14 protein-coding genes are annotated in these 15,902 nt (G+C 46.7%); 9 read left to right on the top strand and 5 right to left on the bottom strand.

The features are described from left to right. Positions 1-2: 2 nt before the first annotated feature. Positions 3-1,571 carry a signal recognition particle-docking protein FtsY gene (ftsY, locus tag HRU42_RS00895; protein WP_295028123.1) on the bottom strand — a complete coding sequence of 523 codons (1,569 nt, stop codon included), beginning with the start codon at positions 1,569-1,571 and terminating at the stop codon, positions 3-5. 379 nt (positions 1,572-1,950) lie between these two features. Here ftsY and rsmD point away from each other — a divergent pair, with 379 nt between their 5' ends. Next, a complete protein-coding gene (gene rsmD, locus HRU42_RS00900; RefSeq protein ID WP_295028125.1) occupies positions 1,951-2,532 on the top strand; it encodes a 16S rRNA (guanine(966)-N(2))-methyltransferase RsmD in 582 nt (193 codons plus the stop codon). Positions 2,533-2,580: 48 nt separating this feature from the next. Then, positions 2,581-2,943 (top strand): DUF1145 domain-containing protein, encoded by a 363-nt coding sequence (locus HRU42_RS00905; RefSeq protein ID WP_295028127.1) that lies wholly within the window; start codon positions 2,581-2,583, stop codon positions 2,941-2,943. Between the two features lie 269 nt (positions 2,944-3,212). Here HRU42_RS00905 and HRU42_RS00910 read toward each other — a convergent pair whose 3' ends face one another. Next, positions 3,213-3,776 carry a NapC/NirT family cytochrome c gene (locus HRU42_RS00910; RefSeq protein WP_295028129.1) on the bottom strand — a complete coding sequence of 188 codons (564 nt, stop codon included), beginning with the start codon at positions 3,774-3,776 and terminating at the stop codon, positions 3,213-3,215. Between the two features lie 402 nt (positions 3,777-4,178). Here HRU42_RS00910 and HRU42_RS00915 point away from each other — a divergent pair, with 402 nt between their 5' ends. The 6 genes from HRU42_RS00915 to HRU42_RS00940 all read left to right on the top strand — a co-directional run bounded on the left by HRU42_RS00915 (position 4,179) and on the right by HRU42_RS00940 (position 11,485). Further along, positions 4,179-4,679 carry a hypothetical protein gene (locus HRU42_RS00915; protein ID WP_295028131.1) on the top strand — a complete coding sequence of 167 codons (501 nt, stop codon included), beginning with the start codon at positions 4,179-4,181 and terminating at the stop codon, positions 4,677-4,679. Positions 4,680-4,866: 187 nt separating this feature from the next. Continuing rightward, the gene (locus tag HRU42_RS00920; protein ID WP_295028133.1) at positions 4,867-5,298 is read left to right on the top strand and encodes a DUF2057 family protein; all 432 of its coding nucleotides are present in this window, start codon (positions 4,867-4,869) and stop codon (positions 5,296-5,298) included. Between the two features lie 236 nt (positions 5,299-5,534). After that, complete coding sequence (locus tag HRU42_RS00925; protein WP_295028135.1) at positions 5,535-5,975, top strand: hypothetical protein; 441 nt, start codon at positions 5,535-5,537, stop codon at positions 5,973-5,975. 232 nt (positions 5,976-6,207) lie between these two features. Further along, on the top strand, positions 6,208-6,558 hold the full coding sequence (locus HRU42_RS00930; RefSeq protein WP_295028137.1) for a heavy metal-binding domain-containing protein: 351 nt from the start codon (positions 6,208-6,210) through the stop codon (positions 6,556-6,558). Between the two features lie 22 nt (positions 6,559-6,580). After that, entirely contained in the window at positions 6,581-8,104 is a 1,524-nt protein-coding gene (locus HRU42_RS00935; RefSeq protein WP_295028139.1) for an efflux RND transporter periplasmic adaptor subunit, read from the top strand. Positions 8,105-8,353: 249 nt separating this feature from the next. Beyond that, complete coding sequence (locus HRU42_RS00940) at positions 8,354-11,485, top strand: efflux RND transporter permease subunit (RefSeq protein WP_295028141.1); 3,132 nt, start codon at positions 8,354-8,356, stop codon at positions 11,483-11,485. Positions 11,486-12,416: 931 nt separating this feature from the next. Here HRU42_RS00940 and HRU42_RS00945 read toward each other — a convergent pair. Both HRU42_RS00945 and HRU42_RS00950 read right to left on the bottom strand, forming a co-directional pair. After that, entirely contained in the window at positions 12,417-13,640 is a 1,224-nt protein-coding gene (locus HRU42_RS00945; RefSeq protein ID WP_295028142.1) for an efflux RND transporter periplasmic adaptor subunit, read from the bottom strand. Continuing rightward, positions 13,633-13,989, bottom strand: a complete 357-nt coding sequence (locus HRU42_RS00950) for an MFS transporter (protein ID WP_295028144.1) — start codon at positions 13,987-13,989, stop codon at positions 13,633-13,635. Before HRU42_RS00950 ends, HRU42_RS00945 begins: the two co-directional genes overlap by 8 nt. Positions 13,990-14,221: 232 nt before the next feature. Here HRU42_RS00950 and HRU42_RS00955 point away from each other — a divergent pair, with 232 nt between their 5' ends. After that, on the top strand, positions 14,222-15,226 hold the full coding sequence (locus HRU42_RS00955; protein WP_295028146.1) for an AraC family transcriptional regulator: 1,005 nt from the start codon (positions 14,222-14,224) through the stop codon (positions 15,224-15,226). A gap of 6 nt (positions 15,227-15,232) precedes the next feature. Here the strand turns inward: HRU42_RS00955 and bluB are convergent, their stop codons facing one another. Next, on the bottom strand, positions 15,233-15,886 hold the full coding sequence (gene bluB / locus HRU42_RS00960; protein ID WP_295028148.1) for a 5,6-dimethylbenzimidazole synthase: 654 nt from the start codon (positions 15,884-15,886) through the stop codon (positions 15,233-15,235). Positions 15,887-15,902 lie beyond the last annotated feature (16 nt).

The raw sequence follows: 15,902 nt of genomic DNA on the forward strand, positions 1-15,902 counted from the left end.
AATTACTTCTGTTCTTCGTTGTGCTCTTGGGTAAAAAGCGCATCGATAAAGTCTTTTGCATCGAAGGTGCGTAGATCATCGATCTGCTCACCGACACCGATATGACGTATTGGTATACCGAACTTATCGGCAATCGCAAAAATGACTCCGCCTTTAGCCGTACCATCAAGCTTACTGATAGTAATACCTGTGACACCTACCGCTTTCTTGAACAGTTCAGCCTGACTAATCGCATTTTGCCCTGTGCCCGCATCTAAGGTCAACATCACCTCATGGGGAGCATTTTCATCTAACTTCTTCATCACCCGAACGATTTTCTTGAGCTCGTCCATCAGGTGCGCTTTATTCTGTAAACGCCCTGCCGTATCGGCTATCAAGACATCGATATTTCGAGCGCGTGCTGCCTGGAGTGCATCGAACAGCACAGAAGCACTGTCGGCTCCAGTATGCTGCGCCACAACCGGAATATCATTCCTCTGGCCCCAGACCTGTAACTGCTCTACGGCCGCGGCACGGAACGTATCGCCAGCGGCTAACATAACCGATTTACCCTCGGCCTGATATTGTTTGGCGAGCTTACCTATGGTCGTGGTCTTACCGACACCATTGACGCCCACCATCAAGATCACGAAGGGACCATCGGCATTTTCTGGCACCAAGGGAATGGATACAGGTTCTAAGGTCTTCTGCATCTCTTCACGCAGTAGTTCATATAGGGCCTCTCCATCTTTAAGCTGTTTACGACTCGCTTGCTCGGTCAGACTGTCGATCAGACGAGTGGTGGTCTCGACACCTACATCGGCGATAAGTAATTGCTCTTCGAGCTCTTCAAAAAGATCATCATCAATCTTCTTGCCCTTGAACAGACCCATAAAGCCACTACCAATATTCTCACTGGTACGCTTTAAGCCACGCTTCAACCGAGCAAAGAACCCCTCTTTAACCGGCTTTTTCTGTGGTTCAGGCTGCTTTTCTGACTCTTGTGTCGCTAGAGCTTCAGCTTCTTTTAAAACTAGAGCTTCAGCTTCTCTTAAAGCAAGCGCCTCGGCTTCCTGTCTCGCTTTCTCGGCTAGAGCTTCAGCTTCTTTTTCAACAAGAGCCTCTGCAGCAAGACGTTCCTGCTCTGCCGCTTCTTTCTCTGCAAGCGCCTCAGCTTCTCTTAAAGCAAGCGCTTCGGCTTCCTGTCTCGCTTTCTCGGCTAGAGCTTCAGCTTCTTTTTCAACAAGAGCCTCTGCAGCAAGACGTTCTTGTTCGGCCGCTTCTTTCTCTGCAAGCGCCTCAGCTTCTCTTAAAGCAAGCGCTTCGGCTTCCTGTCTCGCTTTCTCGGCTAGAGCTTCAGCTTCTTTTTCAGCAAGAGCCTCTACAGCAAGCCGTTCTTGTTCTGCCGCTTCTCTCTCTGCAAGCGCTTCAGCGTCTCTTAAAACTAGAGCTTCAGCGTCTCTTAAAGCAAGCGCCTCGGCTTCTTTTATCGCTAGCTCTGCAGCGTTATCCGCAACCTCTACCTCTGGAGCCTCGACTTCATCTTTTGACTTATCTTTGCGAAACCAGGAGAAAAAACCTTTCTTTGCCATGTGTAATACCAGTGCTCAACTAACGGAGTTAACTTTTAAACTGGATGGTCTGCCGACTCTATCGATGCAAAATATCAGCGAACCATCCAATCATGTATTTGTTTAACTAAATTTTTATCTGCTTCTTACCTATTGCGCGCCAGTAAATAATCATTCAAATAATTATTTTAGCAATGCCATACAGACAAACTAGTTTTGGACCACATTATAACCACAAGAAAGGGGTAAATATGCAGAGAAACAAGCCTTTTCCAGCAATAACCTCAGGTTTTCACCATTTCCACTAGCATTGGGGTAAAATAACCGCCTTTCATTGGGTGAGATAGTCTATCACTTTCTCCCTTAAGACCAAAAAACAGCTAAACGAATGGGTAAAGAGATGGCAAAAAATAAACCTTCCAGTGGCCAAGTTAGAATCATCGGGGGCCAGTGGCGCTCGAGGCGTCTACCTATTCACGATTTAGAAGGCTTAAGGCCCACAACCGATAGAGTCAGAGAGACACTGTTCAACTGGCTTGCGGGTGATTTGACTGGCGCTCGAATACTCGATTGCTTCGGCGGCAGTGGTGCACTCTGTTTCGAGTCTCTCTCTCGCTACGCCAGCTATGCCAAGGTTTTCGAGCTCCAAGCCAGTGCGGCAGAGCAACTCAAACTAAACCTAAGAACCCTCAAGTGTGATTCATCTATGGCCGATGTCATCAAGGGCGATACCCTCAAGTTATTAGCGGTTGAGCCCCAGGAAGGCTTCGATATCGTCTATATCGACCCTCCATTTAGAAAAGATCTCGCCGAAAAGAGTATTCAATTAATCGCGGAACATAACTGGCTCAAGGAAAATGCACAGATCTATGTGGAGACCGAAAGCGAGCTGGACCAGCTAAGCGTACCGTCTGACTGGGTGCAGTTAAAAGAGAAGCAGGCGGGTCAAGTCATCTACCGTCTGTATCAATATCAGCCTTAACGCCCTTAACGCCCTTAACGGTAAGCATAAATGTAGACAGAGAAGCAGATGACGTTTATCAACTTGTTTATAACAGCCGGGAAGGCTATTACCCTCTTGGCCTGGTTGATAATGGCCTATAATTTAGTTCAGCCCTTCGCAGGTAACCTAACCGTTATCCTGAATATCTTATTTGCCGTGCCCCTATTTATGCACGGCGTTCAGGTCGTCATCTTCTACTCTCGATTCAATTCTCGGCTAACTCTGCACAAAAGCGATTACCTAAACGTGCGCCTACTCAATAGAAGAGAGCTCCCGCAACGTAATGAAGGAAACCTGCATCCTTACTATGCAGTGCGCCTTCCTTGGATTAGCAAGGCAATAAAGTACATCCCACCTACTATCGCAACTAAAGTGCCTGCCGCTATCTAGGATGGATATTCCAGATTCTGACCGAGCCCGTCTGAAAACACCATCAGGCAACGGGTTGTAGATCAATCTCTATAGCAAGACGCCTGCACCCAATGGCACGAGAGCGAAGATATAGGTAACTTGAATGATACCAGCTGGTACGAACTCATACAGAACCAATAAAGATCGCTTGTTTAGTCTATATATCAACAAGCATAAAAAAGCCCCATAGTGCTAACTACGGGGCTTTCAAGATTATTCTGTATCGGCAGCACTAAGCCCTTTAAGGTTTATCCCTTAGGGTAAACGTGTGCAACACCCTTGTGACAGTCTACACAAGTCTTGCGCTTATCGGCTTCTTTGCTGAAGTTGCGCTGATGCATTCTCTTCGCCATCTTCTTCATCGTCTCAGGCTGGTTCTCATAGATACGAGTATGACAATGCTGACAGTTAGCCGAATCATTACTGCGGAAATATTCAAGCGCGTGATCGGCTTGTTCCTTACGGTTTTCATCGAGCCACTCTTGAGTGTTGAAGCCATCGATAGTCATGAAGCCATATAGATCTTTAGATACGATGATCTTCTTAATCATGTACTCGATAGGGTTGTGAGGTAAGTGGCAATCCTGACACTGAACTGTCACACCCGCACGACCTCCGCCGTGTGCAGAAGCCAACACTTCATCTTTCAGAGAATGATTACTGTGGCAAGACATACAGAACTCATCAGTACTTGTCGCATGTAAAGTTTGTTGTGTAGCAAAGTAGCCAACAACACCGACTACAACACCAACCACCAGTAGGGCTAATATTGAGTATTTTGCGCTTGGTTTAAATAGGGCACGCCAGTTCATCACTCTTCTCCGTAAATATAATTTTTATTTAGTACTTAATTCTTATGTTTAGTACTTATTGTTACTTCATCTCTATTACAAAAATTATAAACCAGATCTTACCCCCTGATCTGAGAGAAATAGTACAAATGAGATCTAGCTCTAACTCTATATTACGAAATAGGTAATTTTGTACTTACTCAATTTATATTCACGCTATCTAAAGTTAAATCAACCCCATGAACCCAGCAAGAGCTCACAACTAACCAACTAATAATAAACAAGTTTTATATGTGTTTATATATTAAAAGTCTTTTATTCTCCACATTATTGATCTCGATCAAAAAAACTTCAAAGTTTGAAACTTTTTAAATAATTGCAGGGTCTATTAGGGATGAGAGCGTATTCATTTAAGAGCGAGAAATGTTGAAGCAAATTACACACCTTGTATTAATCATCTCTTTGGTGGGGCAATTTTTGCTTACACCTGTGATGGCTATGCCAAGGTTTTTGCACCCATTGACTCATATTTCAGATATAGACACCTCGAATACATCGATGAAGATGTCCAAGGGCCAAGTTTCACAGAGCTCGACATTCAAATCACCAGTTAGCTACTCCTCAGTTGCTAGCAATACTCAAAAAAGCGAGATGACCATGAAGCATGGGGAGAAAGAATGTGACATGGTGCTCGCGAATATCATGACCAGAGATGGCAATTTCCTTATCGACTGTGATGTTCTATGCGAGATGATGGGGGCTGAAGGATGTGTGTCTCACTATGCCAGCGGTATCTTAATTCAAGCTCCATTGGCACCGTCAGCGCCAGGGTCCAGCGATAAAGTTCAGACTCTATCATGGTCAACACAAACTGCAGAGCCAGCTACATTTAATCCCCCTCCGATTTGGACAAGCTTAACTTAACCCTTATTAGTTTGACGCCTAGGTATATAGCTAACGGCGCGTCCAACACAAATTATATTGTTTACCTCAAGACAGAGCCTAATGCCTGTGTCTATGAACTGGCTCTTCTCTCATTATCTTAAGCGCCCCATAGCCAGCGCGTTACAAATATAACGTCTGTCTCGGTATGTGCCAATTGGAGTCTATTATGAAAACATTTATCACAATCGCAGCCCTGACCCTTGCGAGTCTAGTAAGCTTTTCATCTTCAGCCGCTAGTGTCTCTTTCCCCGATTCACTCACAGTTACCGGCATGAATGGAGATACCAAGTTTGCCCTTCACGAAATCCAGCTTGCCGAGGGTAAGAATCTCATCGAGCTTAAGTATTTCGACATTTTCGAAGTCAATGCCGATGACTCAGGCGCCTGGGTAAAATATGCGCCTCTCTACCTCATCATGAGTTCGAATCAGCAGGTACAATATCAGGCCATGACACCCGTTATTGATAACCAAGATGAAGCCTATGATTTTATCGATAACCCGGTGATCACCCTGAAAGATGCTCAAGGAGAGAGCATAGATATCACCATGCTGAATCACCATCATTTGATGGCTAAAATTCTGTTAGCGAGGAAATAACTTTTGCTGAAACCTAAGCCAATTCAATAATAAGCCTATAGAATTGGCTAAATAGTCTGTTTAGATTTAGATGCAATCTAGATACAGATACAGTTAATGAAGCAAATTTGCATGAGTAATATTCATAAAGCAATATATCGAATAGCGTAACTAGCTAAAGTCGACAAATGTGAATTCTGTCAATATATTATTACTTACTCATGTTAGACTAACCATAACTCATTATTGGAAACTTTATGTTTACGTTTTTTCGTCGTCACACATTGATAGCCTTTACCCTGCTCGCTATGCTGAGCCAAGGACTGGTATCTAATGGGTCTATGATGATAGGAAAAGCGCAAGCACATGAAGCCATGATGTCTGGTTCACACCATTCGCAAATGATGAGCATGAAAGACGGAGCTGTTTGCCACTCGGAACAGGCCGATATCATCCCCCATTGCTGCGACTCAGAGCAGGTCAACCGCGCGCTTCCCGACGAAGCTCAGAGCTGTTGTGATGGCGACGGATATTGCCAGAGTGATTGTAATCATTGCCTAGTAATCTCGGTGACAGGCACTCTTTTCGATACTAAATCTTGGCCGGGATTTAGTCCCTCAGAGTTAGCATTGGCCACTGAAATGCCTCATTTCCATTCAATCTCTATCGCTAAAGATATCAGACCTCCCATAGCTTAAATTCAGTAGTCCTTTCGACTGCTCGTACAGCAAGACCTTTCAAACAATTATTTGTATCGATCCGATTGGTAATTACATTCTTAACAGCACGATTTTCTCTGTCTGACAGACTATCAACTTATCATGCTTATTTAAGACTATTATTCATGGTGATTAGTTTTATTTTAGCCGCTACTTGTTTTCGATCGATCAGATCTAATCCAGACGGCCGACTATATGATGGAATTTATAAATGAAAACCCTTATAAGCCTTATTTTATCAGCTTTTTTCTTGATCTCACTTGTACCAGCCGTCTCTGCACACGATCATTCTCAGCCGCAAGAACATGCTCAACACCATGAAATGAAGGCCGATCACGCCTGCCCTATGCATCCGGAAGTCACCGGGGAAAAAGGGGATACTTATCCTAAATGCGGGATGAACTTAACGGCAGCACAAGGCGCACCTACGGATACCCATGCTTGTCCGATGAACCCGTCAATCACAGGTAAAGAGGGCGACACATGCCCGAAATGTGGCATGCACCTAGTGCCTATGCAAGCGAAAGCTGACACTAAAACAGCAGTTCACCACAAACACTAATTTTGAGTGGAGATAAGGCATTATGAGTCAATTTGAAATGAACAATACACGTAAAAAACTAGCCTACTTGCTCAGCCTATTTATGGTTGTAACGCCCCAGCTAGCCAATTCTCAGTCACTGACCACCCAGGGTGCGGCGACTGAGCATGCCGAGCATAGCCAGACGCTAGGGCATGAAACGGTAACCTATTCATGTCCAATGCACCCAGAGGTGACGAGTCATGAACCGGGCAAGCGCTGTCATATCTGTAACATGTTCCTCGTCGAAGAAGAGGAGGAAGAGAAAGGGGAGATGGATCACTCATCCCATAAGATGAGCCAATCAATCCCAGAAGACCACTCTGAACACGAGCATATGGCTCAGTCGGCTCCCACTCCAGCTGACACAGTATTTAACAGTGCCAAGCCTGCTTCACTCGATGAAGCTGTCACGATCAAGTTTGTCTGTCCGATGCACGCGCACATTATCAGTGACGTTCCGGGCACTTGTCCTATCTGTGGCATGAATCTGGAGAAGGTCGAGGTAGGTGGCAGCGGCACAGAAATTCAGATAGATGTCTCCGGCGACATGCAACAGGCCTTGGCCCTAAAGGTCGCTAGAGTAGAAAAAGATACCCTATGGAAATTTGTTCAAACCGTAGGCCAGATAGATTATGACGAGAGTAAAATCAATCATATCCACGCCAGAGTGACTGGCTGGATCGAAAAACTGACCATTCAGTCTGTCGGCGACAAGATCACTAAAGGCCAACTCTTGTATGAGATCTACTCACCCGATCTGATCAATGCTCAGGATGACTTTCTGCTCGCCCAAGATACCTTGAGACGTACGGGTAAAAATTCCGGTTATGAAGATTTACTCAGAAAAGCAGGCTTAAGATTAGAATTACTAGGCTTTAATAAGAGCCAAATAAAGGCATTAGAAAAATCGAAGCAGACTCAATATCGAGTCCCCTTCTACGCTGAGAGTGACGGCATAGTAAAAGCGCTCACCATCAGAGACGGTATGTATATTCAACCTGCCACCGAGATTATGTCCATAGTCGACCTCTCACATGTTTGGGTGATCGCAGATGTATTTGAAAACGAGCAAAGCTGGCTCGAAGTAGGCCAAGCAGCCGAAGTCTCTGTACCTGCCATGGGGCTCAAGGGGATCGAAGGTAAGATAGATTATATCTATCCAGAACTGGATCCTGTGACCCGCAGCTTGCGCGTTAGAATAGTACTAAAAAACAACAAAATAGAACTTAGACCTAATACCTTAGCCAAGATCAACATCTTCGGTGGCCCCAACGAAAATATTCTGGTGATCCCTCAAGAGGCTTTGATCCAAACGGGAAAAGAGAACCGCGTCATAGTCAAGCTTAAAAATGGCAGCTTCACCGCTCGTAAGGTCACTGTGGGCATGCTCAGTCAGGGCAAGGCCGAGATTCTCGATGGTTTGAGCGAAGGCGAACTGGTGATCACCTCGGGTCAGTTCTTACTCGATTCAGAGGCTAGCCTCAAGGGCAGCTTAATGCGTCTGAGTAGCGGTCATCAGCACTAGGAGGGTTTGAACATGCTTAAAAAATACATAGACGAAGCCTCTATTGGCAGAAATATTTCTAGCTACAATTGGATACTGAGAGGGGTAGATCATGCTTAAGAAACACGTAGACCAAGCCTCTATTGACTGGAATATCTATAGTTACAACTTGATCTTGGGGGGCTCTACCCATGCTTAAGAACATTTATGACGCAGCCTCTATTGGCAGAACTGTCCCCCACAACGGCTTGACACTGGGAGGCTTTACCCATGCTTAAGAAAATCATCGAAGCCTCAATCAAACAAAGGCTAATGGTGCTGATTGTCACCATAATGATCACCGTCTGGGGTGTTCAGGAACTGAGAAATACCCCGTTAGATGCCTTACCGGATCTCTCGGATGTACAGGTCATTATCAAGACACCGTTCCCGGGTCAGGCACCTAAGTTGGTCGAAGATCAGATCACCTACCCGCTATCGACAGCCATGCTGGCGGTTCCGGGAGCCAAGACGGTTCGCGGTTATTCTTTCTTCGGCGACTCGTATGTCTATGTTATTTTCGAAGATGGCACTGATATCTACTGGGCTCGCTCTCGAGTGTTAGAGTATCTGAATCAAGTGGGCAGTAGCCTGCCCCAAGGCGTACAACCATCGCTGGGGCCGGATGCTTCCGGAGTCGGTTGGATCTTCGAATATGCTCTGGTGGATAGAACAGGGAATTTAGATCTTTCTCAGCTAAAGAGTTTGCAAGATTGGTATCTTAAACTTGAACTTCAGAGCGTTGCCGGTGTTTCTGAAGTCGCCACAGTTGGCGGCATGGAACTTAGCTATCAGATAGTCATAGAACCCGACAAGTTAGCCATCTATAAGCTAGATATCGCTGCGATAAAAGATGCCATATCCAAGTCAAATTCAGAAGCTGGCGGCTCGGTTATCGAGATGGCCGAAGCCGAGTATATGGTACGTGCCAAAGGTTATCGTCAAACATTGGATGATTTCAGGGAGATCCCTCTAGGGATAACCAGCCCTTCGGGAACGCCCTTGTTACTCAAAGATGTGGCCACAGTACGTAAGGGGCCCTCATCACGCCGCGGTATCGCCGAGCTAGATGGTGAAGGTGAAGTCGTCGGCGGCATCATAGTCATGCGTTACGGTGAAAATGCCTTAGCCACCATAGAAGCGGTCAAAGAGAAGCTCGAGCAACTCAAAGCAGGTTTGCCCGAAGGCGTAGAAATCATCCCGACTTATGACAGATCTCAATTGATCGAAAGCTCGGTTAAGAACCTGTTCTATAAGGTGCTCGAAGAGATGTTTGTGGTTGCTGTGGTCTGCCTGCTCTTCCTGATGCATGCGCGTTCGACCTTAGTCGCGGTGATCACCCTTCCTTTGGCGATACTCATCGCATTCATCATCATGAATAAGATGGGCGTCAACGCGAATATCATGAGCTTAGGTGGCATTGCCATCGCTATCGGAGCTGTGGTCGATGGCGCGATAGTGATGATCGAAAATATGCATAAGCACCTGGAGCATTTTGAAGAAAAAAATAAACGCCTGCCTGATACAAAGGAGCACTGGAAGCTGGTAGCGGAAGCCTCGGTCGAAGTCGGTCCAGCACTATTCTTCTCCTTGCTAATCATTACCCTGAGTTTCATGCCGGTATTTGCCCTAGAAGCACAGGAGGGCAGACTCTTTAGCCCACTGGCTTACACAAAGACCTTCGCCATGGCTGCGGCAGCGGTGCTGTCGATCACACTCGTGCCGGTACTGATGGGCTTCTTTATCCGAGGCAAGATCCCTAAGGAAACCAGCAACCCAATCAGCAGGTTTCTGATCGCCCTCTACAAGCCTTCTTTGACCTTAGTACTTAAGTTTCCAAAGATGACACTGGTGGTTGCATTAATCACCCTGATGAGCGCCTGGTATCCAATGACTCAGTTAGGTAGCGAGTTTATGCCTGACATGGATGAGGGTGATTTACTCTATATGCCTACAGCCTTGCCTGGTATCAGTGCCAGTAAGGCCGCCGAGATACTGCAGCAGACCGACAGATTAATTAAGACAGTTCCGGAAGTGAAGCGTGTATTTGGTAAGGTTGGCCGTGCCGAGACGGCGACGGATCCGGCACCACTGACCATGCTGGAAACCACCATAATGCTTAAGCCCAGAGATCAGTGGCGTGAAGGATACACACTAGATGATGTCATAGATCAGCTGCAGCAAACCGTTAAGATCCCAGGACTGACTAATGCTTGGGTTCAACCCATCAAGACGCGTATCGACATGCTCTCCACCGGGATCAAGACGCCTGTGGGCATCAAGATCACCGGCGCCGATGTGAATGAGCTGCAACAGATAGGTACAGATATCGAGGCCATACTCAGTAAACTGCCTCACACTAAGTCGGCCTATGCCGAGCGTGTGGGTGGTGGCCGCTATATCGATATCACACCTAAGTTAGATGTGGCCTCGCGCTATGGCATGACTCTGAGCGATATCCAAGATGTGGTTCGCTACGCCATCGGCGGCATGGATATTGGCGAGTCTGTGCAGGGAGCGGAACGTTACCCCATTAACCTCAGATACCCCAGAGAACTCAGAGACAATATCGAGAAGCTCAGGGAACTGCCGGTGATCACTAAGACGGGACACTATCTGCCCCTGCGTACCTTAGCCGATATAGAGATAACCGACGGTCCACCTATGCTCAAGAGTGAGAATGGTCGTTTAATCTCTTGGGTATTTATCGATATAGAAGGCACCTCTATTGGTGAATATATCAGTGAAGCCAAGTCTGCACTGGAAAATGAGCTCGTCGTACCGCCAAGATACAGCTACGATTTCGCAGGCCAATATGAATATATGCAGCGTGTGGATGAGAAGCTGAAGAAGGTGATCCCTATGGCATTGGGCGTGATCTTCATCATGTTGATGATGACCTTCGGCTCGACAATACAAGCCAGCATGATCATGTTCACCTTGCCATTCGCACTCGTGGGTAGTACCTGGCTCTTATATGCTCTGGACTTCAATATGTCTGTGGCCGTCGCCGTGGGTATGATTGCCCTGGCGGGTGTGGCAGCTGAGTTTGGTGTAGTGATGTTGGTCTATCTCAACAACGCCATCAAGCATAGAAAGGAGCAAGGGAAATATGAGGTGGTGAACGATCTCAAAGAGGCCTTGTTAGAAGGTGCCGTGATGCGAATTCGCCCCAAGGCGATGACGGTTGCGACCATCTTCTTCGGCCTACTGCCCATCATGTGGGGCTCAGGAGCCGGCAATGACGTGATGCAGAAGATCGCCGCCCCTATGGTCGGTGGCATGGTCACAGCACCTCTGTTATCACTGTTTGTACTGCCAGCCCTCTATCTCTTAGTTTATTCACGTAAGCTAAGCAAGTAGAAGCAAGGAGCTCTGTAATACTAAACACCCAGCAATGCTGGGTGTTTTTTTATGCATGTTTTTCTGAAGTTGTAAAACGAGAGTTGCGATCACTCCACCGAACTCGTCAAAGAATGAGCCTACTTTAAGGTGATCACCGAGAAGACGCCACCCTGAGGATCATTGATCACCGCGAAATAGAACATCCACGTCTTCCCACTCTGCGTTCATCTTATACCATTCCGAGTAAGTATCTGATCATTCAGCGGGAGTTCAAAGCGCTGTAGGCAAGGCGAATGTTTGACGCTAATAGTTATTCTCGGCAACGAGCTCCTGCGTTGCTCTACCTCCTGCATCCATGCAGTCGTATATCAAGAACATTCAACGTAGCATAAAGGGCTTTGAATTGAAAAAACTGAGAGTCTCTGAACTGACCAGATACTTATATGGAATGGTATTATTGATTCACTCTCATAGACAAGCTCCTTGGCAAATAAACAGCAACACCCATTGAATTAAGTTTACATTCTATTTCCTGTCCATGCTGGTTATCGATCACCTCAAGCCGTTCATGACACTTATGGCCATAACGTTGGCGACAGGTGCTTGAATTGGTAGCGGCAAAGATGGCCGGCGTTTCCGCAGGAGGTAAGGTATTGAGCTATGAAGTTGAGCTATGGAGTTGAGGTATTGAGCTATGGAGTTGAGGTATTGAGCTATGGAGGTGAGGAATTCACTATCGTCTTCCCGCGTAAAGATACGCAAGCGATTCTTGATGACTGAGAAGATGTCGATGTGACTCTATCTGGGTTGCCGAACGCCTCGGCTAAGAAAGCTTAGATCGAGCCAAGAGCAAGGGTCGTAACCAGATCGGCCTCTGACTCAGTCACCCTAGCAGCAAGAAAAGACTCCACAATCGATTAAGAATGTGGAGTCACCTGTTACAACTAGCTTAGATAGAATAGAAGTAGTAGATTTGCGCCTTCATGCGGATGATGATCCCTCTGATCACATCTAAGAAAGCCAGAAATGCGATGGGTTTCTCACCCGAGATCCAGGCCAGTCCAACCGCACCGACTGGAATATCATAATCATCGGTTTCAAAGATCTTGAGACGCACGAAGTGATGCTTGTTATTCAAATTAGCCCCCGTCAGTTGACGGACGTTGTCATCTCGTGCGAACAGGCTTCCCTGAGCCTCACCTGTTGCCTCTATGATGCCCTCCACCTCGGCATTAAACACCTTCCCAGGGTAAACTGGAGAAGCAAATTCCGCCATCTGGCCGACTCTGACGTTACGAATCGCCTGATGATTGACCCTCATCAGCACATATTTCTCTTCCGTATACATCTGTATGCGGGGAACAGGGCCGACAAATTGCCCCTCTCGCATGATGAAGTTAGTCACATAACCGTTAGCTGGCGCATACACTTTAGTACTATCGAGATCCCATTGTGCCTTAGCCACATTCTCTATTTCGGCATTCAGGTCTGAACGTCTGCTCAGCGTCGACAGCTTGGCCTTACTAATCTCCAACTCTGTCCTATGGGACGCAAGAATAGCCTTATCGACCTGAGAGTCATAGGTGTTAACCTTAGCTTGAGCGATATCGACATCATTGTTCTGCTCATCGAGTTGACTCTTAGTGATAGTATCCGGCACCACTCTGTTTTGTTCGATGAAGCGCGCCAGAGTCTTCTGTTTCCACTTAAGATCTTTGATCCCCGCCTGCAGCTGATTCTCACTTATCTTGATATCGGTGAGCGCCGTCTGGTGGGCTTTCTTAGCTAGGCTGATGTCCTCTTTCGCCAATGCAAGCTCCAGCTCTGCGGACTCCTGCGCCACCACAGATTTATTCAAGGCTATTTGATAAGGCTCATCATCCAGCTCATAGACCAGCTGACCCGCCTTTATGGTCTGATTGGGCACTACATGGATTTTCTTAACCAGCCCCTTGACCTGACTAGAAGCAGGCCTGAGTTGAATATGGGGCGACTGCACTATAGAGCCACCCGAGATATCCATAGGCGTGTAGTTAATCAAGCCTACCCATACGAATAACAACCAACCGCTGCCTCCCAGATAGGCAAAACTCTTACTGTATTTATTCCAGGGCATTCCCACTAATCTGAGCAGGTAGATAAGCAGGGCCCAAACCGCTAAACCTTCAAGCATTGTTCGTCTCCTCTTTCACCTGAACCAGCCCTTGCTTAGGCTCGGACTCTGGTTTCTTGTCCTCATGCCAAATATCTCTGATCTTCCTCAGGGCCTTCTCGCCATCGACAAATGCCACCAATACGGCCAACACCCACACCCAATGCCAGAGGAAACCTATCCAGGTCAAGGCGGTGATCAATCCTATCTGATGATGATCTTCCTTGTGCGCCTTATTGATTGGCAGTTCGTGGAGCTTCCAGAAGCCGATAGCCATGGCTGCGACCGTCGTGATCATAACCACTGCCGCCACTACGTGTAGCGTGGTATCCAGACCTGAGTCCACAAACGGCATACTAATTAAACTCATAAATAATGTGATCCCAAGTAAACAAAACGGATTTTAAAAACAATGATTCAAACTAGATAAGGTCAGTATGCTTATGCTAGAGCCGAAACTTACGCTGAGGCGTTAAATCTTGTAGGTCAGTCAACCTCTTATGCTGCCTCTTATGAGATATTGAACAAGATATTGGGTCTTCTTGTATCAAAAAATGATTAAAAATGATTTAATCAGCCACTCACAACCTTGAATCATGCCCATGAACATAGATACCTCATTCATTCGAGCCTGTTACATTAGTACCGTTTTTACCGGAGTGGAGCAGATATATGGCATAAACAGCCAAGATTTGAACATTCCTCGGGCCCTGCTGGCCGAGCCCATGGCACTGATCCCTTTCGGCCAGGTCTGTATCTGGTTAGAGCGGATCGAGCGACTCAGCGAAGATCCGGCTTATATGATCAAGATAGCCCAACATCTGGATTTTTCGCGCTTGGATGTCCCGGGGATCCGTTTCCTGGCAACCACAGATCTGGCTATGAGTGTGCGGCGTATCAATTATGGCATCGCCAGTTTCCACTCAGGGGCCAGCTACTACATCACACTGTCGGGGAATATCATCAAGTGGTGTTACCGAAACCCTTATGCATTTAATCAACAAAAGACCCATGACTCGCTGCGAGTCGCCATCATGTTGTTCAATGCATTGAAACATTTCTTGGGTGATGACTTTCGACCGCTGCAGTTGCACATCAGCGGCCCAACGGTGGGGAAACAGGCCGCAGAGTCGTTATTCGATTGTCCCATCATCTGGAATGCGCCCCAAACGGAGATCTGGCTAAGTAGCGACGCATTGGTACAGCAGGCAAGTTCACTGCTGGCAGAAAACAGCACTGTCTCCCTGCCCCGTTCACTGTTCGAACAATATCTGGACATGCCCCAGCCCCACGATACCCCTAAGGTGCTGTTTGAGATGGTAAACTACGCCAGATTTTACGGCTTACCCACGGTAGACAGTGTCGCAGGGCTATTTAATATTTCCAGACAGCAGCTACAACGAAAATTGCAGAACCATGGTTTTAACTTTACTAGCATATGCGGCTATATTCTTAGTCATCAAGCGATCAAATATATGCTGGTTAATAAATCTATCGTGGAGATAGCCCAATTACTGGGCTACGCCAATACACACAGCTTCAGCAGGGCATTCAAACGGTCCAGAAACTGCACCCCACAACAATATTTAGAAAGAATAACCCCATAGAGCTATTTATCTTGTCTTGGGTTGCCATTGCTCTTCATGGATGAGGGCGTCTAGGCTCTGACGTTTGAGCCAGCCACGTTTCTCCAGCTCTGGTTGATCATAGAAATGATTCACATATCCCAGGCAGAGATAGGCGATGGGCACGATATGTTCCGGAATACCTAAGGTCTGGTGCAATACATCATCATGTATGATACTCACCCAACCGACACCTATGTTTTCGGCGCGGGCGGCAAGCCACAAATTCTGTACCGCACAAACTGAGCTATAGAGATCCATATCTAAATTCGTGGTGCGACCTAATACCAGAGGGCCGCTTCTTGTTCTATCGCAGGTGACGCAGATACCGATCGGCGCCTCCAGAATCCCCTCAAGCTTGAGCGCACGATATTGCTGTTTGCGCTCCCCTTCAAACAGCGCTTCAGCCTCTGTATTAGCCTGAATAAAACCCTGTTTTAATTTTTGCTTAGTCTGCTCGCTTCTGACAATCACAAAATCCCATGGCTGCATGAAACCCACGCTAGGGGCATGATGAGCCGCGGTGAGGATGCGTTTGAGTACGTCATCCGGGATGGGATCGGACTTAAACTCGGCCCTGACATCACGACGATTGAAAATGGTTTTGTAGACGGCATCTCGCTCGGCTTGGGTGATCTTCAATACAAGGTCTTCTTGT

Source organism: Shewanella sp. (assembly GCF_013214165.1).
Taxonomy (GTDB): Bacteria; Pseudomonadota; Gammaproteobacteria; order Enterobacterales; family Shewanellaceae; genus Shewanella.